The sequence below is a fragment of the Enterobacter sp. TCD1-1 genome (genome assembly GCF_020567405.1).
In the GTDB taxonomy this organism is placed as follows: Bacteria; Pseudomonadota; Gammaproteobacteria; order Enterobacterales; family Enterobacteriaceae; genus Enterobacter; species Enterobacter quasiroggenkampii.
Window position 1 is genome coordinate 97,402 of sequence record NZ_JAJCXF010000005.1, and the last position, 26,863, is coordinate 124,264.

A 26,863-nucleotide genomic window follows, 5' to 3' on the forward strand; every position below is an offset into this window, starting at 1 on the left:
CATCGGCGCAACATTACCCATCAGAACTCTTTTGCCTGCCGGCTGTCGAAAAGCCATTGCACATTGCTGTATCGCTCGTTAGCCGCATCTCACCGCGTTAAATTACGGAGTAAGCATGTCTGGAACGCCTCAATTAAGCCTCGTTGTCGCCGTCTATAATGGCGAGAATTTCCTGAGCGCTTTTTTTGACAGCATAAAGAAACAGAATCTGCCCAGCCTGGAACTTGTTATCGTTAATGACGGCTCAACTGACGGCTCCGCAGATATCATCGCCCGCTACGCCAGTGAATTCAGTCATTTTAACGTCATCGACCAGCCTAATGGGGGTGTCTCTGCGGCCCGTAATACCGGTCTGGCCGTGGCTACGGGCGAGTACGTCGCGTTCCCGGATATTGATGACGTTATCTATCCGGGTATGTATCCGCGCCTGCTGGAGATTGCACTCGCCGGGCAGTTGGACGTCGCGACCTGCAACGGTACCTATATTTATGATGACGGACGCCCGTCGAAGAAGATTTTCCCTTCAGATAAACTTGCGTCAACCGGCGTGCTGGACGGCCCGACCTGGCTGCAGATGGCGCTCGAATCGCGCAAGTTCCTGCACGTAACGTGGCTGAATATCTATCGACACGCCTTTATCAAAGAGCAGGGCTTCAGCTTTGAACATGGTCTGCGCCATCAGGACATCCCCTGGACTACGGAAGTGCTGCTCACCGCCAGACGCGTGCAGTATATTGATGAGGTCTATTACGATTACCTGATCCATTCCGCTTCCGTTTCCCATACGCCAGGCACGGACGACACGCGCATGCGCTCTTCGCGCCATTACATGAAGATTCTGGAGATGCTGGACGCCATCAACAAACGCTATCCGGAACAGGTGAAACGCGTACCCGCCTGCCGCTGGCAAATCGCCAAAGAGGGTCTGGGGATCCTGCATAGCATTAACAACATTGACGATATGGCCAAAAAACGCGAGATCACCCGTGAGCTTTTCGATCGCGGTATCTGGACGCTGATTTGGCAAAATGCGCGCGGCTTCCGCCAACGGTGGCGTCTGGGACGTCGCTACTTCCGTCTTAAAAAACTCGTCAAATGAGTGGAATTATGAGCAAGCTTAAACTGCATGTTGTTTCCCGCCCTGAGTTTATCGCGACGAATTTTGCCGATTTTCAGGAACTGATTGATCAGAAAATCAATCCGGATGATATTCCGCATCGTTTTTACTGTGGGGGAAGAGGCGTCTGGACATTTCAGACGATGCTCAGCCTTAACTATTACTATAACGGTCAGATTGAATGTTCATGGGGCACTGAATGCCGCCCGGACGCAATTAATCTGATGCACAACGATCACTATGGTTCCCGCGTAAAACCCTGGGTCGGCGTGACCGTTGTTGCTCGTGCCGATCGTCCGCCGGTTATCGGCGCGGATTACGTCGTCGAACAAAACCCTGAAGTTGCTAACATCCCAGGGCGTATCTTTATTCCTAACTGGCCACAGCCGGGCGTAAAACCGCGTGAGCGCAACGACGAGACAATCAAAACCGTCGCATTCTTCGGCCGTGTAGACAGTTTCCCGGACCAATACCGCGAAGGGAACTTTAAGCAACGCCTTGCCGAACAAGGTATCGAGCTACGCATCTCGTTCGATAACTGGACAAACTACCAGGACGTGGACGTATGCATCAGCTTCCGCAAATCACACGATCATAAACTGGCGCGTAAGCCTGCCAGCAAGCTCATTAACAACTGGCTGGGGAAAACGGTGATGGTCTGCGATGACGAGCCGTCTTATCGCGCGATCCGCGAAAGCGAGCTGGACTACCTGATCGCCAAAAACCCTGATGAAGCCTTCGATGCCATCATGCGTCTTAAAAATTCCCCTGAACTGTATCGTCAGATGCGCGAACAGGGTGAAAAACGCCTACAGGTCTATTCCCGCGAAGCGGTCGCCGCACGCTGGTACGCCCTGTTTGAGGATATCTGGCGTAAAGGATTGCACAATCGTCCTACGGTAGTTCGCGCACTGCGCTTTGGTTTTGGTAAAGCCATTCGCCCGCTGACTAAAAAGTTCTGATCGGAATAGAGCCCTTCCATGTTCAAAACAACGACACACTCTTCGTTCACCCCACGCAGCAATCTGTTGCGCACCCTGGGGTTAACGCTGGCATTCTTGCTGCTGTTCTCGCTCTCAGAAATCATCATTCTGCTGAAAGATCATGTCTACCAGCCGAAATCCGGTGATATCTCGCTGTATCTGATCATCTCCCTGCTTGCCGCGGCCAGTGCGCGTTTCTTCCTGACTCGCCTGCTGCTGGCCGTCACGTTTATCGTTCAGATATCGGAAGCGGTGTACTACCAGTTCTACGGTCAGTTCTATGGCCCGAGTGAAGTCTGGCTGGCGTTCGTGGAAACGAAAGATATTGCCAGTGGGATCACCGACAGCCTGGGTTCACTGGGCATCTACTTCGCCATCATGATTGTGGCGGTCGTGTTTGCGCTGGGCTTTGCGCGTCGTCTGGCGCCGCTTTGGCACAAATGGATTGCGCTTCCTTGCCTGCTTGCCATCGTCGTGATGTTTGTCGGCCAGTTCTACAAAGCGGTCGACGGGCAGATGTACAAGTTCAACCCGGACCTGCGTCACTCCCTGCTGCGTAACGGCCTGTCTGCGATGAGCTTCAGCGCCATACGCCTGATCCCGGAAGCGATGTCAGGAGAAAACCAGAATCTGACCCATTACGATCCCTACCAGGTCAAACCTGTTAAGGATACGCGTGCGGGCAAATATTCGATTATTCTGGCGATAGGTGAAAGCCTTAACCCGCACCACGTCAGCGCCCTGGGCTACGAACGCGATACCACGCCCGAGCTGAAAGCGCTGCTCCAGCAGTATCAAGGTACGGGCCGTCTGATTGTCTCCAACGCCGTATCCACCCGCGTGGCCATCCCGATGCTGGTGAATAATCTGCGCGAGCCGGATAACTACGGGGCCTATAAATCGAAATCCACCAATATCTTCGCCAACGCGAAGAAACAGGGTTATCAGACCGCCTTTATCTCCGCCCAGGGACTGGAAGGGCTGAGCAACTGGATTGGTATCCATGATATTGATCTGTGGGAAGATACCCAGATCCGCCCGGCACCGGATGTCGGCGCGGACGTTGTTCTGACGCCATCCGTTGAGAAAGCAACGCTGGACTGGAACAAACCGTTCCTGATGGTGCTCAACAGCCGTGCTCCACATATCCCGTACGAGCGTAATATCCCGCAGGGCTTCGCGAAGTTCTCTACACCGCGTCTGAGTGATGATGTGGCGCAGAAGAAAAATGAGTATGACGATGCGGTCCGCCTGTATGACAAAGAACTCGCGTCCGCGATTCGCACCGCGCTGGCAAAATCCAAACTGCCGGTGCTGGTGTTTATCACCTCCGATCACGGGGAACGCGTGGGCGATAACGGTCTGTTTGGCCATTCGGTTGTAGAAATGCCAATTGCTCAGGTACCGTTCCTCTACTTCAGCAACGATCCAGCTTACGCCATGAAGGAGATCAGCCCGCAGATGCCGCTCAACCATTATCAGGTGGCAACGCTCATCAACAAGATGCTGGGCTACGACGTCAGTAATCCAAATCAAAAAGATGACAGCTTCTTCATCACTGGCGGTGACATTCGCGGGCTTTCGGAGCGCGTAACCTACCATCTGAACGCCCTCCCCGAAGCGGAGCGCTAAACGGTGAGACAAGAAACGGGCAAGAAATTGCCCGTTTTTTTTCAGGCGAATGAGCGTAACGCAGGCAAATGGGTGTCTTAAAACACCAAAGAGATAGCTTTAGACGGCTCAAATGCTTAGAATTTGCCCGCCGAAACTAAAAAAACGGATAATCGCTTGGAATTGTTGTATACCGCTCTGCTCTACATCATTCAGCCACTGGTGTGGCTGAGACTGTTGCTTCGTAGCCGTAAAGCGCCTGCGTATCGTAAACGCTGGGCTGAACGCTATGGCTTCTGCCGCAATAAAGTCGCGCCGGACGGTATTTTGCTGCATTCCGTTTCTGTCGGTGAAACGCTGGCGGCAATCCCGCTGGTTCGCGCCCTGCGTCACCGCTACCCGTCGCTGCCGATCACCGTCACGACGATGACGCCAACCGGCTCGGAGCGCGCGTTATCCGCTTTTGGCAAAGACGTTCATCACGTCTATCTCCCTTACGACCTGCCCTGCGCCATGAATCGTTTCCTGAATACCGTTCGCCCGAAGCTGGTGATTGTGATGGAAACCGAACTGTGGCCGAACATGATTTCCGCCCTGCATGCCCGTAAAATCCCGCTGGTGATTGCCAACGCGCGCCTGTCAGAGCGATCGGCGAAAGGTTACGGCAAGCTGGGTAAATTTATGCGCCGCTTGCTGAGCAAAATCACGCTGATCGCCGCGCAGAATGAAGAAGATGCGGCACGCTTTGTCTCTCTGGGCCTCAAACGCAACCAGCTTGCAGTGACGGGTAGCCTGAAATTTGATATTTCGGTTACCCCGGAACTCGCCGCCCGCGCGATCACGCTGCGTCGCCAGTGGGCCCCGCGTCGTCAGGTCTGGATTGCGACCAGTACCCATGACGGTGAAGAAGAGATTATCCTGCAGGCGCACCGCAAGCTGCTGGAAAGCTTCCCTGATTTACTGCTGATCCTCGTGCCCCGCCATCCGGAGCGTTTCAAAGATGCCCGTGAAATGGTGCAGAAAGGCGGTTTCAGCTTCACGCTGCGCAGCAGCGGGGAGATCCCGTCTGGCAGCACCCAGGTGGTGATTGGCGACACGATGGGCGAACTGATGCTGCTGTACGGCATTGCTGACCTCGCGTTTGTCGGCGGCAGCCTGGTGGAGCGCGGCGGTCATAACCCGCTCGAGCCGGCAGCCCACGCCATTCCGGTGCTGATGGGGCCACATACGTTTAACTTCAAAGATATCTGCGCGAAATTACAGCAGGCCGATGGTTTAATTACCGTAACCGATGCGGATTCGGTAGTCAAAGAGGTATCGACCCTTCTGACTGATGAAGATTATCGCCTGTGGTACGGGCGTCATGCCGTTGAAGTGCTGCATCAGAACCAGGGCGCCCTGACCCGTCTGCTGCAACTTCTGCAACCTTACCTGCCCCAGCGGAGCCACTGATGTCAACGCGTCTGTCGGTCGTGATGATCGCCAAAAACGCCGCCGACCTGCTTCCGGACTGCCTGGCATCAGTTGCCTGGGCTGACGAGATAGTCATTCTTGACTCCGGAAGTACGGACAGCACGGTGGACGTTGCCCGGGCAGCGGGTGCAAAGGTGTTTACCGACGTTGACTGGCAAGGCTATGGCATCCAGCGCCAGCGCGCGCAGGGGTTTGCCACCGGTGATTATGTCCTGATGCTCGATACTGACGAACGTATTACGCCAGAACTTCAGCAGGCCATTCAGGCGGTGCTTTCCTCGCCTCAGCCTGGTGCTGTATACAGCATTGCCCGTCGTAACTATTTCCTTGGCCGATTTATGCGCCACAGCGGCTGGTATCCAGACCGCGTGACGCGCCTCTACGAGCGCGAGCGCTATCAGTACAACGACAATCTGGTGCATGAATCCCTGAGCTGCGACAACGCCCGGATCATCCCCCTGACGGGCGATTTGCTGCACCTGACCTGCCGGGATTTCGCGAGCTTCCAGCGTAAACAGCTCAACTATGCCACGGCTTGGGCGCAGGAGCGTCACCAGCGCGGCAAGAAGGCCTCACTGACCGGTATCTTCACCCACACGCTGGGCGCGTTCCTGAAAACACTCCTGCTGCGTGGTGGAGTGCTGGACGGTAAGCAGGGCTGGTTACTCGCGGTAGTGAATGCCCAGTATACTTTCAACAAATACACCGAGCTGTGGGCGCTCTGCCGCGGCTACTCAGAGAAAACGTGAGCCATGAGCACAAAAGCGATTTATCCGGGTACCTTCGATCCGATCACCAACGGTCATCTTGATATCATCACCCGTGCGGCGTGCATGTTTGACAAGGTGATCCTGGCCATTGCCGCGAGCCCCAGCAAAAAGCCAATGTTTGACCTCCACGAGCGCGTGCAGCTTGCCACCGATGCCATTTCGCACCTGCCGAATGTTGAGGTGGTCGGGTTTAGCGACCTGATGGCTAACTTCGCCCGCGCCCAGCAGGCGAACATTCTGATCCGCGGCTTACGCGCGGTGGCAGACTTCGAGTATGAGATGCAGCTGGCGCACATGAACCGCCACCTGATGCCGGAGCTGGAGAGCGTGTTCCTGATGCCCTCCAAAGAGTGGTCGTTTATCTCGTCCACGCTGGTAAAAGAGGTGGCGCGTCATCACGGGGATGTTACCCATTTCCTGCCGGTTAACGTCCACCAGGCGTTGATGGAAAAGCTAAAGTAGCCCTATTTCTGGCACTGACGGCAGTAGAACGTGGCGCGCTGGGCGTGCTTCGTGGCAATAATGGGCGTACCGCAGACTCTGCACGGTTCGCCTTTACGGCCATACACCTGCAGCTCTTGGGCAAAATAGCCCGGCTTGCCGTCACTTTGCAGGAAGTCCTTCAGCGTTGTTCCCCCCTGTTCAATCGAGCGCAGCAATACGGCTTTAATCACGCGGACCAGCAGCTCACACTCCTGCGCCGACAGCGAAGAGGCCAGCCGATCGGGATGGATCCCGGCGGCAAACAGCGATTCGCTGGCATAGATATTCCCCACGCCGACCACCAGCTTGTTATCCATCAGCCACGGCTTAATCGGGCTTTTCTTTTTCGCGCACTTCGCTTTCAGGTATTCCGCGTTAAACGCGTCTGAGAGCGGCTCCGGGCCCAGATGCGCGAGCACGTTATGCCCTTCCAGCTCTTTCGTCCACAGCCACGCGCCAAAGCGCCGTGGGTCGGTATAACGGAGCACTTTGCCGTTACTCATCACCAGATCGACGTGGTCGTGCTTTTCCGCAGGCAGTTCTTCAGTAAGAACGCGCAGGCTCCCGGACATCCCCAGGTGGATAATGATCCAGCCGTCGGGCAGTTCCAGCAGCAGGTATTTCGCGCGACGCTGCACGCTAAGGACGGGTTGATCGCTCAGGGCGTGGATCTCATCGGACACCGGCCAGCGCAGACGCCCGTTACGGACAACCGCGTGAAGAATCGTCGCGCCGACCAGATGGGGCTCGATGCCACGACGGCTGGTTTCTACCTCAGGTAATTCAGGCATGGTTCCTCCGTTGAGATACAGAATGCAAAAAACCCCGCAGTTGCGGGGTTTTTCGATACAAGGAGACTAAAATTATTTGATTTTAGCTTCTTTGTACAGTACGTGCTGGCGTACAACTGGATCGAATTTTTTCAGTTCCAGTTTTTCCGGCTTAGTACGTTTGTTCTTCGTGGTGGTGTAGAAGTGACCTGTACCAGCAGAAGAAACCAGCTTGATTTTCTCGCGAATACCTTTAGCCATGATTTATTTCCTCTTTAAGTACTTAGTACTTTTCGCCACGGGCACGCAGTTCGGACAGAACTGTATCGATGCCTTTCTTATCGATTACACGCATACCTTTAGCAGATACGCGCAGGGTGACAAAACGCTTCTCGCTCTCAACCCAGAAACGGTGAGAGTGCAGGTTCGGCAGGAAACGGCGTTTAGTCGCGTTCAGTGCGTGGGAACGGTTGTTACCGGTCACCGGACGCTTGCCAGTAACTTGGCAGACTCGGGACATGTCTATTCTCCAAAAATCAAATTAGCTCGAGCTTCGTATGGGGTATCGGCGCCTCGTCAGGCTTTACAGCCCGGTCATCGCATAGTTCTAAGTGAACTCTCGATTGCCAGGCCCAAATGCCAAACCCGAGATTCTCAAAGGTGGCGTAGTATACGCTGACTCGGCGGTGTGCTCAAGTCCCGAACAGACAAAGATCCCGATGGATCGCGAGAAATAGCCTAAATCCAGCCATGTTCTGCAAAAGAAATGTACTCTCCGCGGCCAATTATCAGATGGTCCAGCACACGAATGTCCATGAATTGACAGCATTTGATAATGCGCTCGGTGATTTCTTTGTCCGCTCTGCTCGGTTCTGCACAGCCAGAGGGGTGATTATGCGCGAGGATCACGCCCGCTGCATTCACTTTTATCGCTTCCCGCACAATTTCACGCGGATGCACCTCAACGTGGCTTAACGTGCCGGCAAAGAGGCAGCTATGTTTCAGTACCCGGTTTCGGTTATCGACAAAGATCACCATAAAGATCTCGCGCTCGATATCGGTTAACTGGCTTTGCAGATATTCACGCGTCATCGCTGGCGTCAGGATCGGATCGTCCTTCTCCATGCGGACATTGTAAAAACGGCGGGCAAGTTCGGCAATGGCCCTCAACTGGGCATATTTCGCCACGCCGATCCCCTCAACATGCTTAAACTGCGCCAGCTCGGCGGTCAGTAAACCGTACAGCGAACCGAAACGTGCTATCAGCTCTTTTGCCAGCGTAAATACCGTTTTGCCGGGCGTTCCGGTACGTAAAAAGAGCGCCAGCAGTTCATCATCTTTTAACAGGGTGACGTCGTAGCGCAGCAGTTTTTCACGCGGCAGCAGCTGCTCATCCTCTTCTTCCATGCTCTTTCTCCCTTTTTAACCGCATGCTGCCACAGGCCCATCCGGCGCTCGACGGCCACGTTGCGTTCTTGCGTAGCGCCTCGCAAAGTGGTCGAAGGACAAAATCACCCCGTTTTGGGGATTGTGATAAAATGCCCGCTCTCTGGTGAAACCCAACAGGAAAGAATCATGATGAGCCTGGCCGGTAAAAAAATCGTTCTTGGCGTGAGCGGCGGTATTGCTGCCTACAAAGCGCCGGAGCTGGTACGTCGTCTGCGCGAGCGCGGGGCAGATGTGCGGGTCGCGATAACCGAAGGCGGTAAAGCCTTTATCACTCCTCTGAGCCTGCAGGCCGTTTCAGGATACCCGGTATCTGACAGCCTGCTCGATCCGGCTGCCGAAGCCGCAATGGGCCATATTGAGCTTGGGAAATGGGCAGATCTGGTTATCCTCGCCCCCGCCACCGCGGATTTAATCGCTCGGGTGGCGGCCGGTATGGCAAACGATCTGGTTTCCACCATTTGTCTGGCTACGCCTGCCCCTGTTGCCGTCGTTCCGGCCATGAACCAGCAGATGTACCGTAATGCCGCCACTCAGCACAATCTTGAGACGCTGGCCTCACGCGGCCTGCTTATCTGGGGTCCGGACAACGGCAGCCAGGCCTGCGGCGATGTTGGCCCGGGCCGCATGCTCGATCCGCTAACGATTGTTGATATGGCCGCAGCCCACTTCTCGCCTGTCAACGATCTGCAACATCTCAACATCATGATTACCGCGGGCCCCACGCGCGAGCCGCTGGATCCGGTGCGCTACATCACCAACCATAGTTCCGGCAAAATGGGCTTTGCGATTGCCGCCGCCGCTGCGAAGCGTGGCGCGAACGTCACGCTGGTGAGCGGCCCGGTCTCTCTGCCTACCCCTGCGTTTGTGAAGCGAATTGACGTTACCACCGCGCTGGAGATGGAAGCCGCCGTGCAGGCACATGCGCAAAACCAGCAGATTTTTATCGGCTGTGCGGCCGTTGCAGACTATCGCGCCGAGACGATCGCCGAGGCTAAAATTAAAAAGCAAGGCGATGAATTAACACTAAAAATGGTGAAAAATCCGGACATTGTTGCCGGTGTCGCCGCACTAAAAAGCCACCGTCCATACGTTGTTGGGTTTGCCGCAGAAACGAATAATGTGGAAGAATATGCCCGGCAAAAACGTACCCGCAAAAACCTCGATTTAATTTGCGCGAACGACGTATCGCTGGCCACACAAGGATTTAACAGCGACAGCAACGCACTGCACCTTTTCTGGCAGGATGGAGATAAAGTCTTACCGCTTGAGCGCAAGGAACTCCTGGGCCAACATTTACTCGACGAGATCGTTACCCGTTATGATGAAAAAAATCGACGTTAAGATTCTGGACCCGCGTGTTGGCGAGCAATTTCCGCTGCCAACCTATGCCACCTCCGGCTCTGCCGGTCTTGACCTGCGCGCCTGTCTCGATGACGCCGTAGAACTGGCTCCGGGTGCCACGACCCTGGTTCCGACTGGCCTGGCGATTCACATCGCTGACCCGTCGCTGGCGGCGGTGATCCTGCCGCGTTCTGGCCTGGGTCATAAGCACGGCGTTGTGCTGGGTAACCTGGTGGGACTGATCGACTCCGACTACCAGGGCCAGCTGATGGTCTCCGTCTGGAACCGTGGTCAGGACAGCTTCACCATTGAACCGGGCGAGCGTATCGCACAGATGGTCTTTGTACCGGTGGTACAGGCAGAATTTAACCTGGTGGCAGACTTTGATGCCACCGACCGTGGCGAAGGCGGCTTCGGCCATTCCGGGCGCAAATAACTGCCCGACAGACACGTATCCCACAGCGTCATAATGCAATAACAAACCGCAAACGTCCGTTTGCGGTCGCTGTGTGGATGCCAGCCTGGCAAGTGCTTATTTTCAGGGGTATTTTGTAACATGGCAGAAAAACAAACCGCGAAAAGGAATCGTCGCGAAGAAATACTTCAATCTCTGGCTCTGATGCTTGAATCCAGCGATGGCAGTCAACGCATCACCACCGCTAAACTGGCCGCCTCCGTAGGCGTGTCTGAGGCGGCGCTGTACCGTCATTTTCCGAGCAAGACCCGGATGTTCGACAGCCTGATCGAGTTTATTGAAGACAGCCTGATCACACGCATCAACCTGATTCTAAAAGACGAAAAAGACACCACCGCGCGTCTGCGTCTGATTGTGCTGTTAATCCTTGGCTTTGGTGAACGCAATCCGGGCTTAACCCGTATCCTGACCGGCCACGCGCTGATGTTTGAACAAGACAGACTGCAGGGCCGCATTAACCAACTTTTCGAACGCATTGAAGCGCAGCTGCGCCAGGTGCTGCGCGAGAAGAAAATGCGTGAAGGTGAAGGATACAGCATTGATGAAACGCTGCTGGCGAGCCAGATTCTGGCGTTTTGTGAAGGGATGCTCTCCCGCTTTGTGCGTAGCGAGTTCAAATACCGCCCAACGGACGATTTTGACGCCCGCTGGCCGTTAGTCGCAGCACAATTACAGTAACGCCATCGCCGGATGGCGGCTTCGCCATATCCGGCCTGCGAACGGGTAGGCCCGGTAAGCGCAGCGCCACCGGGCAATGCAATTAAACCCCAAACGTTTCGCGATACGCTTTTACCGCTGCCAGATGGTCCGCCATCTCAGGCTTCTCTTCCAGATACGCAATCAGCTCTTTGAGGGTGATAATCGACGTCACTTTGCAGTTGTAGTCGCGCTCCACTTCCTGAATGGCGGAGATTTCTCCACGACCACGCTCCTGACGATCCAGCGAAATCAACACGCCAGCCAGCGTTGCACCGTTGGCCTGGATAATCTCCATTGATTCGCGGATCGCCGTGCCTGCGGTGATCACGTCGTCGACCAGCATGACGCGGCCCTGCAGCGCGCTGCCGACCAGATTCCCGCCTTCACCGTGGGTTTTAGCCTCTTTGCGGTTAAAGCAGTACGGCACGTCGCGGTCATGGTGTTCCGCCAGCGCCACCGCGGTGGTGGTCGCAATCGGAATGCCTTTATAGGCCGGGCCAAACAGCAGGTCAAAATCAATCCCGGAATCTACCAGCGCTTCGGCATAGAAACGGCCTAACAATGCCAGATCGCGCCCGGTATTAAACAGCCCGGCGTTGAAGAAATAGGGACTCTTACGCCCGGATTTCAGCGTAAATTCGCCAAACTTAAGTACCTGCTTGTTAAGCGCAAACTCAATAAACTGGCGCTGATACGATTTCATGGATTTGCTCCTTTGGTTTTCTGTCTTACAGGCAAAAAAAAGGCGACTCATTGGTCGCCTTTAAAATCAATTTTCTAACGCCGCTTTCTGCGTCGTGACAATGGATTCGATTCCCCCTCGGGCCAACGCCAGCAGGGAGAGAAGTTCTTCGTGAGTGAACGGCTCGCCTTCTGCCGTGCCCTGCACCTCAATGATGCGACCATCTTCGGTCATCACCACGTTCATGTCTGTCTCTGCCGCGGAATCTTCAACGTATTCCAGATCGCAAAGCGCTTCACCGTTAACGATGCCTACGGAGACCGCCGCAACCATGCCTTTCATTGGATTGGTTTTCAGCTTACCGGCTGCAACCAACTTGTTCAGGGCATCGGCCAGCGCGACACAGGCGCCGGTAATAGAGGCCGTACGCGTGCCGCCATCGGCCTGAATTACATCGCAGTCCAGGGTAATCGTGAATTCGCCGAGGGTTTTCAGGTCAACGGCAGCGCGCAGCGCACGCGCGATCAGACGCTGAATTTCCATGGTACGACCGCCCTGCTTACCCTTCGCCGCTTCACGGGCATTACGGGTATGGGTCGCTCGCGGCAGCATGCCGTATTCTGCGGTGATCCAGCCCTGACCCTGACCTTTCAGGAAGCGCGGAACGCCTTCTTCGATGGAGGCGGTGCACAGCACTTTGGTGTCACCAAACTCAACCAGCACGGAGCCTTCAGCGTGTTTTGTATAGTTACGGGTCAGGGTGACGGGACGCACCTGATTGGCGCTACGACCTGATGGACGCATGATGGATTCTCCGGCTTGAAACGAATGTGGCTGCGCATTATACGGATAAAGGACGCTTATTCCTATCCTGAGAAGCCCCCGAAAGCTATAATCCCCCCATCTCTCCTTTAAAAACGGGAATGTCTATGATCCGCAGTATGACCGCCTACGCCCGGCGTGAAATCAAGGGTAGCTGGGGTAGCGCTACATGGGAAATGCGCTCGGTAAACCAGCGTTACCTGGAAACGTATTTCCGTATGCCGGAGCAGTTCCGCAGCCTTGAGCCTGTTGTACGCGAGCGTATCCGTACGCGCCTGACGCGCGGTAAAGTGGAATGTAACCTGCGCTTTGAGCCTGATGCCAGCGCACAGGGCGAGCTGATCCTTAACGAAAAACTGGCGAAACAGCTCGTCAATGCGGCGAACTGGGTCAAAATGCAGAGCGATGAAGGCGAAATCAACCCGGTTGATATTCTGCGCTGGCCTGGCGTCATGGCCGCCGGTGAGCAGGATCTGGACGCCATTGCCGCTGAAATTCTGGCCGCCCTCGACGGCACGCTGGATGACTTTATCGTTGCCCGCGAAACCGAAGGTCAGGCGCTGAAAGCGATGATTGAGCAGCGCCTTGAAGGCGTCAGCGCTGAAGTGGCTAAGGTTCGCACCCATATGCCGGAAGTGCTGCAGTGGCAGCGCGAGCGCCTTGTCGCCAAACTGGAAGAAGCAGAAGTTCAGCTGGAAAACACCCGTCTGGAACAAGAGCTGGTGCTGATGGCGCAACGTATCGATGTCGCTGAAGAGCTGGACCGTCTGGAAGCGCACGTTAAAGAGACCTACAACATTCTGAAGAAGAAGGAAGCGGTGGGCCGCCGTCTGGACTTTATGATGCAGGAGTTCAACCGTGAGTCGAACACCCTGGCGTCTAAGTCTATCAATGCAGAAGTCACTAACTCCGCGATTGAGTTGAAAGTGCTGATTGAGCAAATGCGCGAGCAGATCCAGAATATTGAGTAATGTCTTTCCGGGTGGTGTCGACGGCGCCACCCATTATTATTTCTAATCCATCCCAGCACCTGATTTTGCGTTTCACCGCCGCTCATCAAGCTCATTCAACTTAACTTGATAAAAATATATAGGGCAAACCCCGTCGCCTTAGAAAAACTCAATCGTGATCTTGCGCACAAATCGCTAACCTCCCCGCATTCACACCGGAGGGTATATGCTGCTTCACATTCTTTATCTCATTGGCATCACCGCAGAAGCCATGACCGGCGCACTTGCCGCCGGACGTCGCCGTATGGACACCTTCGGCGTGATCATTATTGCTACAGCGACCGCGCTGGGCGGCGGTTCGGTACGAGATATCCTGCTGGGACATTATCCGCTCGGCTGGGTAAAAAACCCTGAATACATTGTTATTGTCGCGATTGCCGCCGTGTTGACCACCATCGTGGCGCCCGTTATGCCCCATCTTCGCCGTCTTTTTTTAGTCCTTGACGCTTTGGGTCTGGTGGTTTTCTCCATTATCGGGGCGCAAATCGCGCTGGATATGGGCGAAAGCCCGGTCATAGCCACTATCGCCGCGGTCGTAACAGGTGTATTTGGCGGCGTACTGCGCGATATGTTCTGTAAGCGCATTCCACTGGTTTTCCAGAAAGAGCTTTACGCTGGAATATCCTTTGCCTCTGCCGTTCTGTATATTGCTTTACAACATTATGTTTCGAGCCATGATGTTGTGGTCATTGCCACGTTATTATTTGGTTTTACGGCTCGCTTGCTGGCGCTGCGCTTAAAACTGGGATTGCCCGTTTTTCATTACACGCAGGACACCCATTGAATTCTCAACAAAACCACAACAAAGTAGTAAAAAGCACCTTTTGTTATCCCATATAACCGGGCCAAACGCGATAAAATGTCGCCACTTTGTCCCCATAAACTTGCGTTAAAACAATGTCCTTTGCCAAAACGTCAGCACTGATTATTAATAAAAAACTCAGCAGCCATTTTTTAATTTTGCTGCTCGTTTCCGTGCTGATTCAGTTATGGCCAGTATTTTTAACACAACCTGCGCGATTCGCAGTGCGCATTGCGATTTGTAATGCGCTCTTACTGGTCTGCGCCGCAGCGATCTATCGCACGCTTCCCGGTAAGATCGTCGCATTTGTTTTAACCGCCCTGCTTACGTTAAATTTTGCGGTTGCTTACAGCACATGGAGTGTCTACCAGAGCGAATTTAACACCGTATTTGCGATGAGTATTCTCGGCACTCACGTAGCCGAAGCGAAAAGCATGTCAGGTTTATACCTGCACTGTTTACCAGCCGCGGTTGCTTACTTTGTTGTCACCTGGTACGCAATCAAATCGACGAGCGAGCATGTTTCTTCCCGTGTGAGAACTGTCGGCTTCGTTCTGCTTGCCGTTTATTTGGGCTGGTATTCAACGGCAAACTGGCTAAAAAAACGCCACGATCTTGAAGTTTATTATCCGCTAAGCTCGCGGATTTTAACCAATACGCCGTTTTACACTGGTGCAGAGTTCATTATTGCCCATCGCGATAACGCGCTGGCGGAGAAAATTAGCCAGCACAGCGTCAATTATCCTGCGTTGCAGTATCATGACACGGGCATCGAAAACTATGTTGTTATCGTGGGTGAATCCGCACGTCGCAGCAATATGAAGCTCTACGGTTTTCACCAGGATACCACGCCTGTGGAATCCAGGCTGGCGAAGGACGCCCTCATCTTTAGCAATGCTATTGCCCCCGCGTCAGCCACCGTGCTTTCCGTGCCGATGATTTTAAGCAAAGCTGATCCAGACCACTTCACCACCGATAAGCTTGCTGACAATATCGTTAGCGTCGCTAAAAAAACGGGCTATCACACCGAGTGGATTAGCGCCCAGGGTAACACAGGCAAGAGCAATAACTACATTGTGGCCATTGCCTCTATCAGCCATAAAGCCCAGTGGATTGATACCCGTTATGACACCGAGCTTTTACCGGCCCTGGATGAGGCGCTTAAAGCCCCCGGCAAGAAGTTAATTTTCCTGCATATCAACGGCAGCCATGAGATGGCCTGCGATCGGTATCCGGCATCAGCGAATATTCTGCATACCGGCAACAAATATGAAGATTGCTACAATAACGCGATTCTGTTTACCGACTACTTCATTGGCGAAGTGGCTAAACGTCTGCAGGGCAGCGCATCCTCTCTGCTCTATTTTTCAGACCATGGGCTGGAAAAAAACCCGCAATTGAATTCCATCTATATGCATGGCTCACGCAACCCAAGCAAAGAGGCTTACCAGGTCCCCCAGTTTATCTGGTATAGCCAGCAAGCCCTGAATGCCCAAAAAAGAGCGGTGGGGTGGGTACATGAAGCGTGGCCCACAGCAAGCAATTATGAGTTGATGTTAACGTGGCTTGGAATCACAACGGGTGTTGATCAATGCGGCTCGGTGCTTGCACCGTGCTATCAGGCTCCTACACTTATCCCGGTAATTGATGGCGGCCGCCACATCTATGACTACGATCAGCTTCGCGAAACCTTCAGTTCACCAGACAGACATACCCCCTGGCGCAAAGCTAAAGCAAGCTCGCTCTAAAATCCGGGCAGACCCTGCTTGCCTAGCCAGGAAGCCAGGCCGGCAACGCCAGGGTCATGGATGAATGCAACAATTTGTCGCGCCTTCTTCTCTCCCGTTCCCGGCAGGCTCTGCCAGTCTTTTGCGTTACGTCCGCTCAACGTTTGCCACGTTACGTCCCCCATCGCCTTCAGCGAAGCCTGTGTCAGCGGAACACCCAGTGCCATGAGCCAGCGGATAAAAGGCTTCTCGCGCACCAGATTAAATCGATGCCAGAGCGCCAGCCCGCGCGCGGAGGAAAATCCAGGCGTAGCCTGCATTTGCGCCTGCGTTAATAACAGCCACGAAAAGAGATGTTCAAAATGATGCGCCTGCCAGAGGGTCCGCCAGCCTGACTCACCTAATCCTTCAATATCAAATACCTGCTTTGAGCTGAGCCATGCCAGTCGGGCAAAGAACTGCTCCATACATTCCGGCGAAGCATAGAAACAGCTCAGCGCATGATACCGTGAGGCGGGAGGCTCAGGTTTATGTCTGTCCGTCCCGCGCCAGACCACCTTATCAAACCGGGGAATACCCTGCCCGGCCAGGCTGACCTGGATCTGATCCCCCGGGGCAATATCCAGCCGCTGCCAGCGCTCAACTGAGCCCAGACTCACCCGCTGCACCTGTTTATCATCCAGTTGCACGGGTTCCAGCGCGGCTACAACGGACATTTTGCCCGTTCGCCCCACGGAAAAATGAATATCACTCACCTCGGCCACCTGGGCTGCTGGCATATATTTCCACGCAACCACCCAGTTGCCTTCGCCCGGCAACCAGCCTTCCCCCGCAGGCGCATCCTCCGACCGCACCACAATGCCATCCGTGGCAAAGGGTAATGCAGCTACGAGCCAGGCCGCGCGTTGTTTCTCGACGGCGTCAACAGATTCGGCGGGTAGCGTATACCGTGCCGACAGCGTAAAACCGGCCTGAGACAGTTCAGCTAAAGATGTCTGCATATTTTTCGGCCCATCCGGCCAGGCCCAGATGAATACGCCGAGCTTATTCAATAGCGCGTTATACTTTTGGCGCATCATCGCACCCGCCACCTTTGCGCGAGCGTTCATCCCACCCATCTGCCGCTGAATGTGACTGTCGCTTAGCCAAAAAAGCTCGCCCTGTAAAACGCTGTTCGCCAGCTTGCCGGTGAGCTTTTGCGGAACAGACGGGATTAAACGTACCTTCCCGGTCCAGTCCTCCCCTTTCAGGCCATCACCGCGACTGATGGCCTGGATTAACTTTCCGTCACGGTAGACCAGCGTTACCGCCACACCGTCAACTTTTGGCTGCATCCACAGATGTTGCCGCGCACGCATCCATTGTTTCAGCTCCTCTTTGCTGGCCACCTTATGTACGCCCGTATGGGCAACAGGATGTTTGACGCTCCCGGCCAGCGGAGGAAGTTTCTCTCCTGAGAGTTCAGTGCCAAAACAGCGCTGCCACTGCGTTAACCGCCCGTTAAGCTGATCGTAAACCTCGTCGTTAACCTCGCTCACGCCCTGCTTCCAGTAAGCGTCATCCCAGCGTTTGATTTGCGCGCTTAATGACGCCATCTCTTTCTCTGCTTTTGCCTGCGACCAGACCGGACATACCGCCGCGCCATAGCCACACCACAACAGCATTAACCCGCTTATCCATCGCCACATCGCTACCCCTCCTTTGCGTTGCAGGAGGTATACCCCGATGTCTGAAACAACGCTAACGGCAACGGTTCACACTGCGAGACGCTATCCAGTATTTCCTGGGGTTGCTGAAAACCACGGATAAAACCTGAAAACGGCACGCAAAATTCAATAATCCAGGGGAAAAAGTGTGACAAAGGCTACGTCACACGGCAGTGACGTGTATAATAAGCCCGTATGTAGGACTTCTTCGTTAACACATACAAAAGACTCTCATGGCTCAAGGCACGCTTTATATTGTTTCTGCCCCTAGTGGCGCGGGTAAATCCAGCCTTATTCAGGCACTGTTAAAAACCCAACCGTTGTACGACACACAGGTTTCTGTTTCTCACACCACGCGAGCGCCGCGTCCGGGTGAAGTGCACGGTGAACACTATTTCTTTGTGGATCACGACGAGTTCAGAGCGATGATCGGCAGAGACGCGTTTCTTGAACACGCGGAAGTATTCGGTAATTACTACGGTACCTCGCGTGAAACCATTGAGCAGGTTCTGGCCACGGGCGTGAATGTGTTCCTGGATATCGACTGGCAGGGTGCACAGCAAATTCGCAAGAAAATGCCTGACTCGCGCAGTATCTTTATTTTACCGCCATCGAAAGATGAGCTGGATCGCCGCCTGCGTGGCCGCGGTCAGGACAGCGAAGAAGTCATCGCAAAGCGTATGGAACAGGCTGTTGCAGAAATGAGCCATTACGCGGAATATGATTACCTTATTGTGAATGATGATTTTGATGCCGCGCTGAGCGATCTCAAAACCATTCTTCGTGCAGAACGTCTGCGTATGAGCCGCCAGAAGCAGCGACATGACGCATTAATCACCAAACTGTTGGCAGACTGAACCCACTTTCAGTATCATGCCCAGTCATTTCTTCACCTGTGGAGCATTTTAAGTATGGCACGCGTAACTGTTCAGGACGCTGTAGAGAAAATTGGTAACCGTTTTGACCTGGTGCTGGTCGCCGCGCGTCGCGCTCGTCAGATGCAGGTAGGCGGTAAAGATCCGCTGGTACCGGAAGAAAACGATAAAACCACCGTTATTGCACTTCGCGAAATCGAAGAAGGTCTGATCAACAACCAGATCCTCGACGTGCGTGAGCGCCAGGAGCAGCAAGAGCAGGAAGCCGCAGAACTGCAGGCCGTAACCGCTATTGCTGAAGGTCGTCGTTAATTAAACCTGCGGGTCGCCCTTGTATCTGTTTGAAAGCCTGAATCAACTGATTCAAACCTACCTGCCTGAAGACCAGATTAAGCGTCTTCAGCAGGCGTATCTCGTTGCACGTGACGCTCACGAGGGCCAGACACGTTCAAGCGGTGAACCCTACATCACGCACCCGGTAGCGGTGGCCTGTATTCTGGCCGAGATGAAACTCGACTACGAAACGCTGATGGCCGCGCTGCTGCACGACGTGATTGAAGATACCCCTGCCACTTACCAGGACATGGAACAGCTGTTTGGCAAAAGCGTTGCCGAACTGGTGGAAGGGGTCTCTAAGCTTGATAAGCTGAATTTCCGCGACAAGAAAGAGGCGCAAGCCGAAAACTTCCGCAAGATGATTATGGCGATGGTGCAGGATATCCGCGTCATTCTCATCAAACTCGCTGACCGCACCCACAACATGCGCACGCTGGGCTCACTTCGCCCGGATAAACGTCGCCGCATTGCCCGTGAAACCCTCGAAATCTACAGTCCGCTGGCGCACCGTTTAGGTATTCACCACATTAAAACCGAGCTGGAAGAGCTGGGTTTTGAAGCGTTGTACCCGAACCGCTATCGCGTGATTAAAGAGGTGGTGAAAGCCGCACGCGGCAACCGTAAAGAGATGATTCAAAAGATCCTCTCTGAAATCGAAGGGCGTTTGCAGGAAGCGGGGATCCCGTGCCGCGTCAGCGGTCGCGAAAAACACCTGTACTCCATCTACTGCAAAATGGTGCTCAAAGAGCAACGTTTTCACTCGATCATGGATATCTACGCCTTCCGCGTGATTGTCCACGATTCAGATACCTGTTATCGCGTGCTGGGGCAGATGCACAGCCTCTATAAACCGCGTCCAGGACGGATGAAAGATTACATCGCCATTCCAAAAGCGAACGGCTATCAATCTTTGCACACCTCGATGATCGGGCCGCACGGCGTGCCTGTTGAGGTGCAAATTCGTACCGAAGACATGGATCAGATGGCAGAGATGGGTGTGGCCGCGCACTGGGCCTATAAAGAGCACGGTGGCGAAAGCAGCACGACCGCACAAATCCGCGCCCAGCGCTGGATGCAGAGCCTGCTGGAACTTCAGCAGAGTGCGGGCAGCTCGTTTGAATTTATCGAGAGCGTGAAATCCGATCTCTTCCCGGATGAGATTTACGTTTTCACCCCAGAAGGCCGCATTGTCGAACTGCCTGCGGGCGCAACACCGGTCGACTTCGCTTACGCCGTGCATACCGATATCGGCCATGCCTGCGTGGGCGCGCGCGTCGACAGACAGCCTTACCCGCTGTCTCAGCCGCTCTCCAGCGGCCAGACGGTGGAAATCATTACCGCGCCGGGCGCACGTCCGAACGCGGCCTGGCTGAACTTTGTCGTGAGTTCTAAAGCACGCGCCAAAATTCGCCAACTGCTGAAAAACCTCAAGCGTGATGATTCCGTCAGCCTTGGGCGTCGTCTTCTCAACCACGCGTTGGGCGGCAGTCGCAAGCTGGCTGAAATCCCGCAGGAGAACGTCCAGCGTGAGCTGGAGCGCATGAAGCTCGCGTCGCTTGACGACCTGCTGGCAGAGATCGGCCTCGGCAACGCCATGAGCGTGGTGGTGGCGAAGAACCTGCAGCAAGGCGACACGACAGCCGTGCCTGCAGCTACGCCAGGCCACGGACATCTGCCGATTAAAGGCGCGGACGGGGTGCTGATCACCTTCGCAAAATGTTGCCGTCCAATTCCTGGCGACCCGATTATTGCGCACGTCAGCCCGGGTAAAGGGTTGGTTATCCACCATGAATCCTGTCGTAACATCCGCGGCTACCAGAAAGAGGCCGAGAAGTTTATGGCGGTCGAATGGGATAAAGAGACCGCGCAGGAATTTATCACCGAAATTAAGGTGGATATGTTCAACCATCAGGGTGCCCTGGCGAACCTGACGGCAGCGATCAACACGGCGTCTTCCAATATTCAAAGCCTGAATACGGAAGAAAAAGATGGCCGCGTATACAGCGCCTTTATTCGTCTGACCGCCCGCGACCGCGTGCATCTGGCGAATATTATGCGCAAGATCCGCGTCATGCCGGACGTGATTAAAGTCACCCGTAACCGAAACTAGCGGCATGAATTCACAACGTTACGCGCGGATATGCGAAATGCTCGCCAGGCGTCAGCCTGACCTGACGGTCTGCATGGAGCAGGTCCATAAACCGCATAACGTCTCTGCTATCGTTCGTACCGCAGATGCCGTCGGTGTGCATGAAGTGCACGCCGTCTGGCCGGGTCACCGGATGCGAACCATGGTCTCTGCCGCGGCAGGCAGTAACAGCTGGGTTTCCGTCAAATCTCACCAGACAATTGGCGAAGCCGTATCGCACCTGAAAGGACGCGGGATGCAGATCCTTGCCACTAACCTGTCCGCTAAGGCCGTGGATTTCCGCGAGATCGACTACACCCGCCCGACCTGCATTTTGATGGGTCAGGAGAAAACCGGGATCACACAGGAAGCGCTGGATCTGGCGGATCGGGACATCATCATTCCGATGATTGGCATGGTCCAGTCACTCAATGTCTCCGTGGCGTCCGCGCTCATTCTGTATGAAGCGCAGCGCCAGCGTCAGAACGCCGGCATGTACGAGCGTAGCAACAGCATGCTGCCGGAAGATGAACAGCAGCGCCTGCTGTTTGAAGGCGGATATCCGGTGCTGGCTCGCGTTGCGAAGCAGAAAAAATTGCCTTACCCCCACGTCAACGCGCAGGGCGAAATTGAAGCCGATGCCGAGTGGTGGGCCACCATGCAGTACGCCGGGTAACCGATGAAAGGCCGCCTGCTGGATGCTATCCCGCTCAACAGCCTGACGGGCGTGGGCGCGGCGCAAAGCAATAAGCTGGCTAAAATTGGCCTGCACACGGTGCAGGATCTCCTGCTTCACCTCCCCCTGCGTTACGAAGACCGCACCCAGCTTTACAAGATCGGCGATCTCCTTCCCGCCATTTACGCCACCGTTGAAGGCGAAGTTCTGAACTGCAACATCACCTTCGGCGGACGCCGGATGATGACCTGTCAGATCAGCGACGGCACCGGCATTCTCACCATGCGTTTTTTCAACTTCAGCGCGGCGATGAAAAACAGCCTGGCAACGGGCCACAGGGTGCTGGCCTATGGCGAAGCCAAACGCGGAAAATATGGCGCAGAGATGATCCACCCGGAGTACCGCGTGCAGGGCGATCTCAGCACGCCAGAGATGCAGGAGACGCTCACCCCGGTTTACCCGACGACCGAAGGCATCAAGCAGGCGACGCTGCGTAAGCTCACCGATCAGGCGCTGGAGCTGCTGGATACCTGCGCCATTACCGAGCTGCTGCCGCCCGAGCTGGCACAGGGCATGATGAGCCTTCCCGAGGCGCTTCGCACCCTGCACCGCCCGCCGCCAACGCTGCAGCTCAGCGACTTAGAAAGCGGCAAACACCCCGCTCAACAGCGTCTTATCCTTGAGGAATTACTGGCCCATAACCTGAGCATGCTGGCGCTGCGCGCCGGCGCGCAGCGTTTCCATGCCCAGCCATTAAGCCCGCGTGATGAGCTCAAAGATAAGCTGCTGGCCTCCCTGCCGTTTAAACCCACCGGCGCACAGGCGCGCGTCACCGCCGAGATTGAACGCGATATGGCGCTCGACGTGCCGATGATGCGCCTGGTGCAGGGCGACGTAGGGTCCGGTAAAACGCTGGTTGCCGCGCTGGCCGCCCTGCGCGCAATTGCCCACGGCAAACAGGTCGCGCTGATGGCACCAACCGAACTGCTGGCTGAACAACACGCCAACAATTTCCGCGCCTGGTTTGCACCGCTCGGGATTGAAGTCGGCTGGCTTGCCGGAAAGCAAAAAGGCAAAGCGCGCCTTGCGCAACAGGAGGCCATCGCCAGCGGGCAGGTGCAGATGATTGTCGGCACGCACGCTATCTTCCAGGAACAGGTGCAGTTCAGCGGCCTTGCGCTGGTGATTATCGATGAACAGCACCGCTTCGGCGTGCATCAACGTCTGGCGCTGTGGGAAAAGGGACTGCAGCAGGGCTTCCACCCGCATCAGCTGATCATGACCGCCACGCCGATCCCGCGCACCCTGGCGATGACGGCTTACGCCGATCTGGATACCTCCACCATCGACGAACTCCCACCGGGCCGTACGCCGGTCACAACGGTTGCCATTCCTGACACGCGTCGCAGCGATATCATCGATCGCGTGCGCAACGCCTGCACCCACGAAGGGCGTCAGGCCTACTGGGTTTGTACGCTGATAGAAGAGTCGGAACTGCTGGAAGCGCAGGCTGCCGAAGCCACGTGGGAAGAGCTTAAGCTGGCGCTGCCGGAGCTGAATGTGGGCCTGGTTCACGGACGCATGAAGCCTGCCGAAAAGCAGGCGGTGATGCAGTCGTTTAAGCAGGGCGAGCTGCATTTGCTGGTCGCCACGACGGTCATTGAAGTGGGCGTGGACGTCCCGAATTCTAGCCTGATGATTATCGAAAACCCGGAGCGCCTGGGCCTGGCCCAGCTCCACCAGCTGCGCGGACGCGTTGGCCGTGGCGCGGTAGCGTCCCACTGCGTCCTGCTCTACAAAGCCCCGCTCTCGAAAACCGCCCAGATGCGTTTGCAGGTGCTGCGAGACAGTAACGACGGTTTTGTGATTGCGCAAAAAGACCTTGAGATCCGCGGCCCCGGTGAACTGCTGGGCACGCGTCAGACGGGGAACGCGGAATTCAAAGTCGCGGATTTGCTGCGCGATCAGGCCATGATCCCCGAGGTTCAGCGCCTCGCCCGCCACATTCATGAACGCTACCCCGAACAGGCGGCAGCGTTAATTGAGCGCTGGATGCCGGAAACCGAACGCTATTCCAACGCCTGATTCAGGCAAACATCGGCAGCATCAGGTACAGCTTAATCACCAGCGCGTTGACGATATCAATAAAGAACGCCCCGACCATCGGGACCACCAGAAACGCCATGTGCGAAGGCCCGAAGCGTTCGGTGATCGCCTGCATGTTGGCGATAGCCGTTGGGGTGGCCCCCAGACCAAACCCGCAGTGACCCGCCGCCAGCACCGCCGCATCATAGTTTTTGCCCATCATCCGCCAGGTGACAAACATGGCGTACAGCGCCATAAACAGGGTTTGCACCGCCAGAATCGCCACCATTGGCAGCGCCAGCGAGGCCAGCTCCCACAGCTTGAGGCTCATCAGCGCCATCGCCAGGAACAGCGACAGGCAGACGTTGCCGAGCACCGACACCGCCCGTTCAAACACGCGGTAGAAGCCCATTAGCGCCAGACCGTTGCTCAGGATCACCCCGATAAACAGCACGCAGACAAACGTTGGCAGCTCAAACGCTGAGCCCGCCAGCCATTGCGCAACCACTTTGCCCACGGTCAGGCAGATGGCGATCATCGCGATGGTTTCAATCAGCACCAGCGAGGTAATGCTGCGCCCGACGTCCGGCTTTTCGAATGCTGTCGGCACCAGCTCATCGTCCGGCCTGCCGTCCGGCGTGGTGGAGTGCTTCACCAGATAGCGAGCCACCGGGCCGCCAATCAGGCCACCCAGCACCAGACCAAAGGTCGCGCAGGCCATCGCCACTTCCGTCGCGTTTTCAAACCCGTAGCGCTCGATAAACAACTTGCTCCACGCGGCCCCGGTACCGTGACCGCCTGACAGGGTGATCGACCCTGCCAGCAGCCCCATCAGCGGATCCAGTCCCAGCAGCGACGCCATCCCGATACCAATGGCGTTTTGCATCAGCAGCAGCCCCACCACCACAATCAAAAATACACCGAGCACCTTACCGCCCGCCCGCAGGCTCGCCAGGTTGGCATTCAGGCCGATGGTGGCAAAGAAGGCCAGCATCAACGGGTCTTTCAGGGACATATCAAAATCGATTTCCCAGCCCATGCTTTTTTTCAGCACCAGCAGGACCAGCGCCACCAGCAGACCACCGGCGACAGGTTCAGGAATGGTGTATTTCTTCAGAAGGGAAACGCTATGTACCAGCTTACGACCAAGCAGTAAGACCAGCGTTGCGGCAACAAGGGTCGACAACGTATCGAGATGAATCATAGAAGGCTCCTTTTTTGCGCGTGTTCCCTACACACGCGGCGTTATCCTGGGCCGGTTTGCGCTCTTCATGAGCCCCCGGCGCAAAAAGTGTAATTTTTTTTCCCGATGCGTTGTAGAAAACCTGCTCACAGCGGCAGATTTTCTTACCTTTTTTGCTGGCAATCGTTTGCTTTTACCAGGTGGTCAGATAAAATGCCCGCTTTTCCACCGTGGGATTGCCGCCGATGTCCGTTAACACCATAGAGTCGCCTGATGCGCAACCGATTGCGCAGAAGCAAAATAGCGAACTGATTTACCGCCTTGAAGATCGCCCGCCGCTGCCGCAGACGCTTTTCGCCGCCTGCCAGCATCTTCTGGCGATGTTTGTTGCGGTGATCACCCCGGCGCTGCTGATTTGCCAGGCGCTCGGCTTACCGGCGCAGGACACGCAGCACATTATCAGCATGTCTCTTTTCGCCTCCGGCGTGGCCTCGATTATTCAAATTAAAGCGTGGGGTCCGGTGGGGTCGGGATTATTGTCGATTCAGGGCACCAGCTTTAACTTCGTGGCGCCCCTGATCATGGGCGGTACGGCCCTGAAAACCGGCGGCGCGGATGTCCCGACCATGATGGCGGCGCTGTTCGGCACCCTGATGCTGGCCAGCTGTACGGAGATGGTGATCTCCCGCGTTCTGCATCTGGCTCGCCGCGTTATCACCCCGCTGGTTTCCGGCGTCGTCGTGATGATTATCGGCCTGTCGCTGATTCAGGTGGGCCTTACCTCCATCGGTGGCGGCTATGCCGCGATGAGCGACCACACCTTCGGCGCGCCGAAAAACCTGCTGCTGGCAGGCGTCGTGCTGGCCATCATTATTCTGCTTAACCGTCAGCGTAACCCTTACCTGCGCGTCGCCTCGCTGGTGATCGCCATGGCGGCGGGTTACCTGCTGGCCTGGGCGCTGGGTATGCTGCCGGAAAACACCGCGCCGACCAACAGCGCGCTGATCACCGTCCCCACGCCGCTGTACTACGGTCTGGGCATTGACTGGGGCCTGCTCCTGCCGCTGATGCTGGTCTTTATGATCACCTCTCTGGAGACCATCGGCGACATCACCGCCACCTCCGACGTCTCCGAGCAGCCCGTTTCCGGTCCGCTGTACATGAAGCGCCTGAAAGGCGGCGTGCTGGCAAACGGTCTGAACTCGTTTGTCTCTGCGGTCTTCAACACCTTCCCGAACTCCTGCTTCGGTCAGAACAACGGCGTGATCCAGCTGACCGGCGTGGCCAGCCGCTACGTTGGCTTCGTGGTGGCGCTGATGCTGATCGTCCTCGGCCTGTTCCCGGCGGTGAGCGGCTTTGTACAGCACATTCCGGAGCCGGTGCTGGGCGGCGCAACGCTGGTGATGTTCGGGACGATCGCGGCCTCCGGCGTGCGTATCGTCTCCCGCGAGCCGCTGAACCGCCGCGCGATCATGATTATCGCGCTGTCGCTGGCCGTGGGTCTGGGCGTTTCTCAGCAGCCGCTGATCCTGCAGTTTGCCCCGGACTGGGTGAAAAACCTGCTCTCTTCCGGCATTGCCGCAGGCGGTATCACCGCTATCGTGCTGAACCTCGTTTTCCCGCCTGAGAAAAATTGATTTCTCTCACGGCAGGCAGTCAA

26 protein-coding genes are annotated in these 26,863 nt (G+C 55.6%); 18 read left to right on the top strand and 8 right to left on the bottom strand.

Translation table 11 applies throughout. The features are described from left to right. Positions 1-115: 115 nt before the first annotated feature. From LJA86_RS18270 to coaD, 6 genes are all read left to right on the top strand, one after another. Positions 116-1,099 carry a glycosyltransferase gene (locus LJA86_RS18270; RefSeq protein WP_045907911.1) on the top strand — a complete coding sequence of 328 codons (984 nt, stop codon included), beginning with the start codon at positions 116-118 and terminating at the stop codon, positions 1,097-1,099. Between the two features lie 8 nt (positions 1,100-1,107). Further along, the gene (locus tag LJA86_RS18275; protein ID WP_069720515.1) at positions 1,108-2,079 is read left to right on the top strand and encodes a hypothetical protein; all 972 of its coding nucleotides are present in this window, start codon (positions 1,108-1,110) and stop codon (positions 2,077-2,079) included. 18 nt (positions 2,080-2,097) lie between these two features. Beyond that, a complete protein-coding gene (locus LJA86_RS18280) occupies positions 2,098-3,732 on the top strand; it encodes a sulfatase-like hydrolase/transferase (RefSeq protein WP_069720516.1) in 1,635 nt (544 codons plus the stop codon). Between the two features lie 156 nt (positions 3,733-3,888). Beyond that, positions 3,889-5,163 carry a lipid IV(A) 3-deoxy-D-manno-octulosonic acid transferase gene (gene waaA, locus LJA86_RS18285; RefSeq protein ID WP_024906625.1) on the top strand — a complete coding sequence of 425 codons (1,275 nt, stop codon included), beginning with the start codon at positions 3,889-3,891 and terminating at the stop codon, positions 5,161-5,163. After that, a complete protein-coding gene (locus LJA86_RS18290; RefSeq protein WP_126534972.1) occupies positions 5,163-5,933 on the top strand; it encodes a glycosyltransferase family 2 protein in 771 nt (256 codons plus the stop codon). Before waaA ends, LJA86_RS18290 begins: the two co-directional genes overlap by 1 nt. A 3-nt stretch (positions 5,934-5,936) precedes the next feature. Beyond that, the gene (gene coaD, locus LJA86_RS18295; protein ID WP_008502695.1) at positions 5,937-6,416 is read left to right on the top strand and encodes a pantetheine-phosphate adenylyltransferase; all 480 of its coding nucleotides are present in this window, start codon (positions 5,937-5,939) and stop codon (positions 6,414-6,416) included. Positions 6,417-6,418: 2 nt separating this feature from the next. Here the strand turns inward: coaD and mutM are convergent, their stop codons facing one another. From mutM to radC, 4 genes are all read right to left on the bottom strand, one after another. After that, entirely contained in the window at positions 6,419-7,228 is an 810-nt protein-coding gene (gene mutM, locus LJA86_RS18300; RefSeq protein ID WP_032675725.1) for a bifunctional DNA-formamidopyrimidine glycosylase/DNA-(apurinic or apyrimidinic site) lyase, read from the bottom strand. Between the two features lie 72 nt (positions 7,229-7,300). Next, a complete protein-coding gene (gene rpmG / locus LJA86_RS18305) occupies positions 7,301-7,468 on the bottom strand; it encodes a 50S ribosomal protein L33 (protein ID WP_003024094.1) in 168 nt (55 codons plus the stop codon). A 22-nt stretch (positions 7,469-7,490) separates the two neighbouring features. Then, positions 7,491-7,727, bottom strand: coding sequence for a 50S ribosomal protein L28 (gene rpmB, locus LJA86_RS18310; RefSeq protein WP_002436699.1), 237 nt, complete (start codon positions 7,725-7,727; stop codon positions 7,491-7,493). Positions 7,728-7,945: 218 nt separating this feature from the next. Then, positions 7,946-8,614, bottom strand: coding sequence for a RadC family protein (gene radC, locus LJA86_RS18315; RefSeq protein WP_032675724.1), 669 nt, complete (start codon positions 8,612-8,614; stop codon positions 7,946-7,948). A 171-nt stretch (positions 8,615-8,785) separates the two neighbouring features. On the opposite strand from radC, the gene coaBC reads away from it, so the two are divergent. From coaBC to slmA, 3 genes are all read left to right on the top strand, one after another. Continuing rightward, the gene (coaBC, locus tag LJA86_RS18320; RefSeq protein WP_090393101.1) at positions 8,786-9,997 is read left to right on the top strand and encodes a bifunctional phosphopantothenoylcysteine decarboxylase/phosphopantothenate--cysteine ligase CoaBC; all 1,212 of its coding nucleotides are present in this window, start codon (positions 8,786-8,788) and stop codon (positions 9,995-9,997) included. Beyond that, positions 9,975-10,433, top strand: a complete 459-nt coding sequence (gene dut, locus LJA86_RS18325; protein ID WP_008502691.1) for a dUTP diphosphatase — start codon at positions 9,975-9,977, stop codon at positions 10,431-10,433. The genes coaBC and dut overlap by 23 nt, the downstream gene beginning before the upstream one ends. 120 nt (positions 10,434-10,553) lie before the next feature. Further along, entirely contained in the window at positions 10,554-11,150 is a 597-nt protein-coding gene (gene slmA / locus LJA86_RS18330; protein ID WP_008502690.1) for a nucleoid occlusion factor SlmA, read from the top strand. A gap of 82 nt (positions 11,151-11,232) precedes the next feature. On the opposite strand, the gene pyrE is transcribed toward slmA, so the two are convergent. Together pyrE and rph are read right to left on the bottom strand one after the other, a co-directional pair. Then, on the bottom strand, positions 11,233-11,874 hold the full coding sequence (pyrE, locus tag LJA86_RS18335; RefSeq protein ID WP_229226547.1) for an orotate phosphoribosyltransferase: 642 nt from the start codon (positions 11,872-11,874) through the stop codon (positions 11,233-11,235). A 66-nt stretch (positions 11,875-11,940) separates the two neighbouring features. Further along, a complete protein-coding gene (rph, locus tag LJA86_RS18340) occupies positions 11,941-12,657 on the bottom strand; it encodes a ribonuclease PH (RefSeq protein WP_006812424.1) in 717 nt (238 codons plus the stop codon). 125 nt (positions 12,658-12,782) lie between these two features. Between rph and LJA86_RS18345 the strand changes: the two genes are divergently transcribed. The 3 genes from LJA86_RS18345 to LJA86_RS18355 all read left to right on the top strand — a co-directional run bounded on the left by LJA86_RS18345 (position 12,783) and on the right by LJA86_RS18355 (position 16,235). Then, the gene (locus LJA86_RS18345) at positions 12,783-13,646 is read left to right on the top strand and encodes a YicC/YloC family endoribonuclease (RefSeq protein ID WP_008502687.1); all 864 of its coding nucleotides are present in this window, start codon (positions 12,783-12,785) and stop codon (positions 13,644-13,646) included. 205 nt (positions 13,647-13,851) lie between these two features. Further along, on the top strand, positions 13,852-14,469 hold the full coding sequence (locus LJA86_RS18350; protein WP_045907917.1) for a trimeric intracellular cation channel family protein: 618 nt from the start codon (positions 13,852-13,854) through the stop codon (positions 14,467-14,469). Positions 14,470-14,582: 113 nt separating this feature from the next. Continuing rightward, entirely contained in the window at positions 14,583-16,235 is a 1,653-nt protein-coding gene (locus LJA86_RS18355; protein WP_069720519.1) for a phosphoethanolamine transferase, read from the top strand. Here LJA86_RS18355 and ligB read toward each other — a convergent pair. Beyond that, a complete protein-coding gene (ligB, locus tag LJA86_RS18360; protein WP_229226548.1) occupies positions 16,232-17,902 on the bottom strand; it encodes an NAD-dependent DNA ligase LigB in 1,671 nt (556 codons plus the stop codon). The genes LJA86_RS18355 and ligB overlap by 4 nt on opposite strands. A gap of 251 nt (positions 17,903-18,153) precedes the next feature. Between ligB and gmk the strand changes: the two genes are divergently transcribed. Genes gmk through recG form a run of 5 tightly spaced genes read left to right on the top strand, consistent with a single transcriptional unit; the run spans position 18,154 to position 24,020 of the window. Then, positions 18,154-18,777, top strand: a complete 624-nt coding sequence (gene gmk, locus LJA86_RS18365) for a guanylate kinase (protein WP_010426438.1) — start codon at positions 18,154-18,156, stop codon at positions 18,775-18,777. Positions 18,778-18,831: 54 nt separating this feature from the next. Next, the gene (rpoZ, locus tag LJA86_RS18370; RefSeq protein ID WP_000135058.1) at positions 18,832-19,107 is read left to right on the top strand and encodes a DNA-directed RNA polymerase subunit omega; all 276 of its coding nucleotides are present in this window, start codon (positions 18,832-18,834) and stop codon (positions 19,105-19,107) included. Between the two features lie 19 nt (positions 19,108-19,126). After that, positions 19,127-21,241 (top strand): bifunctional GTP diphosphokinase/guanosine-3',5'-bis pyrophosphate 3'-pyrophosphohydrolase, encoded by a 2,115-nt coding sequence (gene spoT, locus LJA86_RS18375; RefSeq protein WP_045907920.1) that lies wholly within the window; start codon positions 19,127-19,129, stop codon positions 21,239-21,241. A 4-nt stretch (positions 21,242-21,245) separates the two neighbouring features. Further along, entirely contained in the window at positions 21,246-21,935 is a 690-nt protein-coding gene (gene trmH / locus LJA86_RS18380; RefSeq protein ID WP_229226549.1) for a tRNA (guanosine(18)-2'-O)-methyltransferase TrmH, read from the top strand. Positions 21,936-21,938: 3 nt separating this feature from the next. After that, positions 21,939-24,020 (top strand): ATP-dependent DNA helicase RecG, encoded by a 2,082-nt coding sequence (recG, locus tag LJA86_RS18385; protein ID WP_229226550.1) that lies wholly within the window; start codon positions 21,939-21,941, stop codon positions 24,018-24,020. A gap of 1 nt (position 24,021) precedes the next feature. Here the strand turns inward: recG and gltS are convergent, their stop codons facing one another. Beyond that, complete coding sequence (gltS, locus tag LJA86_RS18390) at positions 24,022-25,224, bottom strand: sodium/glutamate symporter (RefSeq protein WP_196365567.1); 1,203 nt, start codon at positions 25,222-25,224, stop codon at positions 24,022-24,024. 224 nt (positions 25,225-25,448) lie between these two features. Here gltS and xanP point away from each other — a divergent pair, with 224 nt between their 5' ends. Next, a complete protein-coding gene (gene xanP, locus LJA86_RS18395) occupies positions 25,449-26,840 on the top strand; it encodes a xanthine/proton symporter XanP (protein ID WP_014881972.1) in 1,392 nt (463 codons plus the stop codon). Positions 26,841-26,863: the final 23 nt, after the last annotated feature.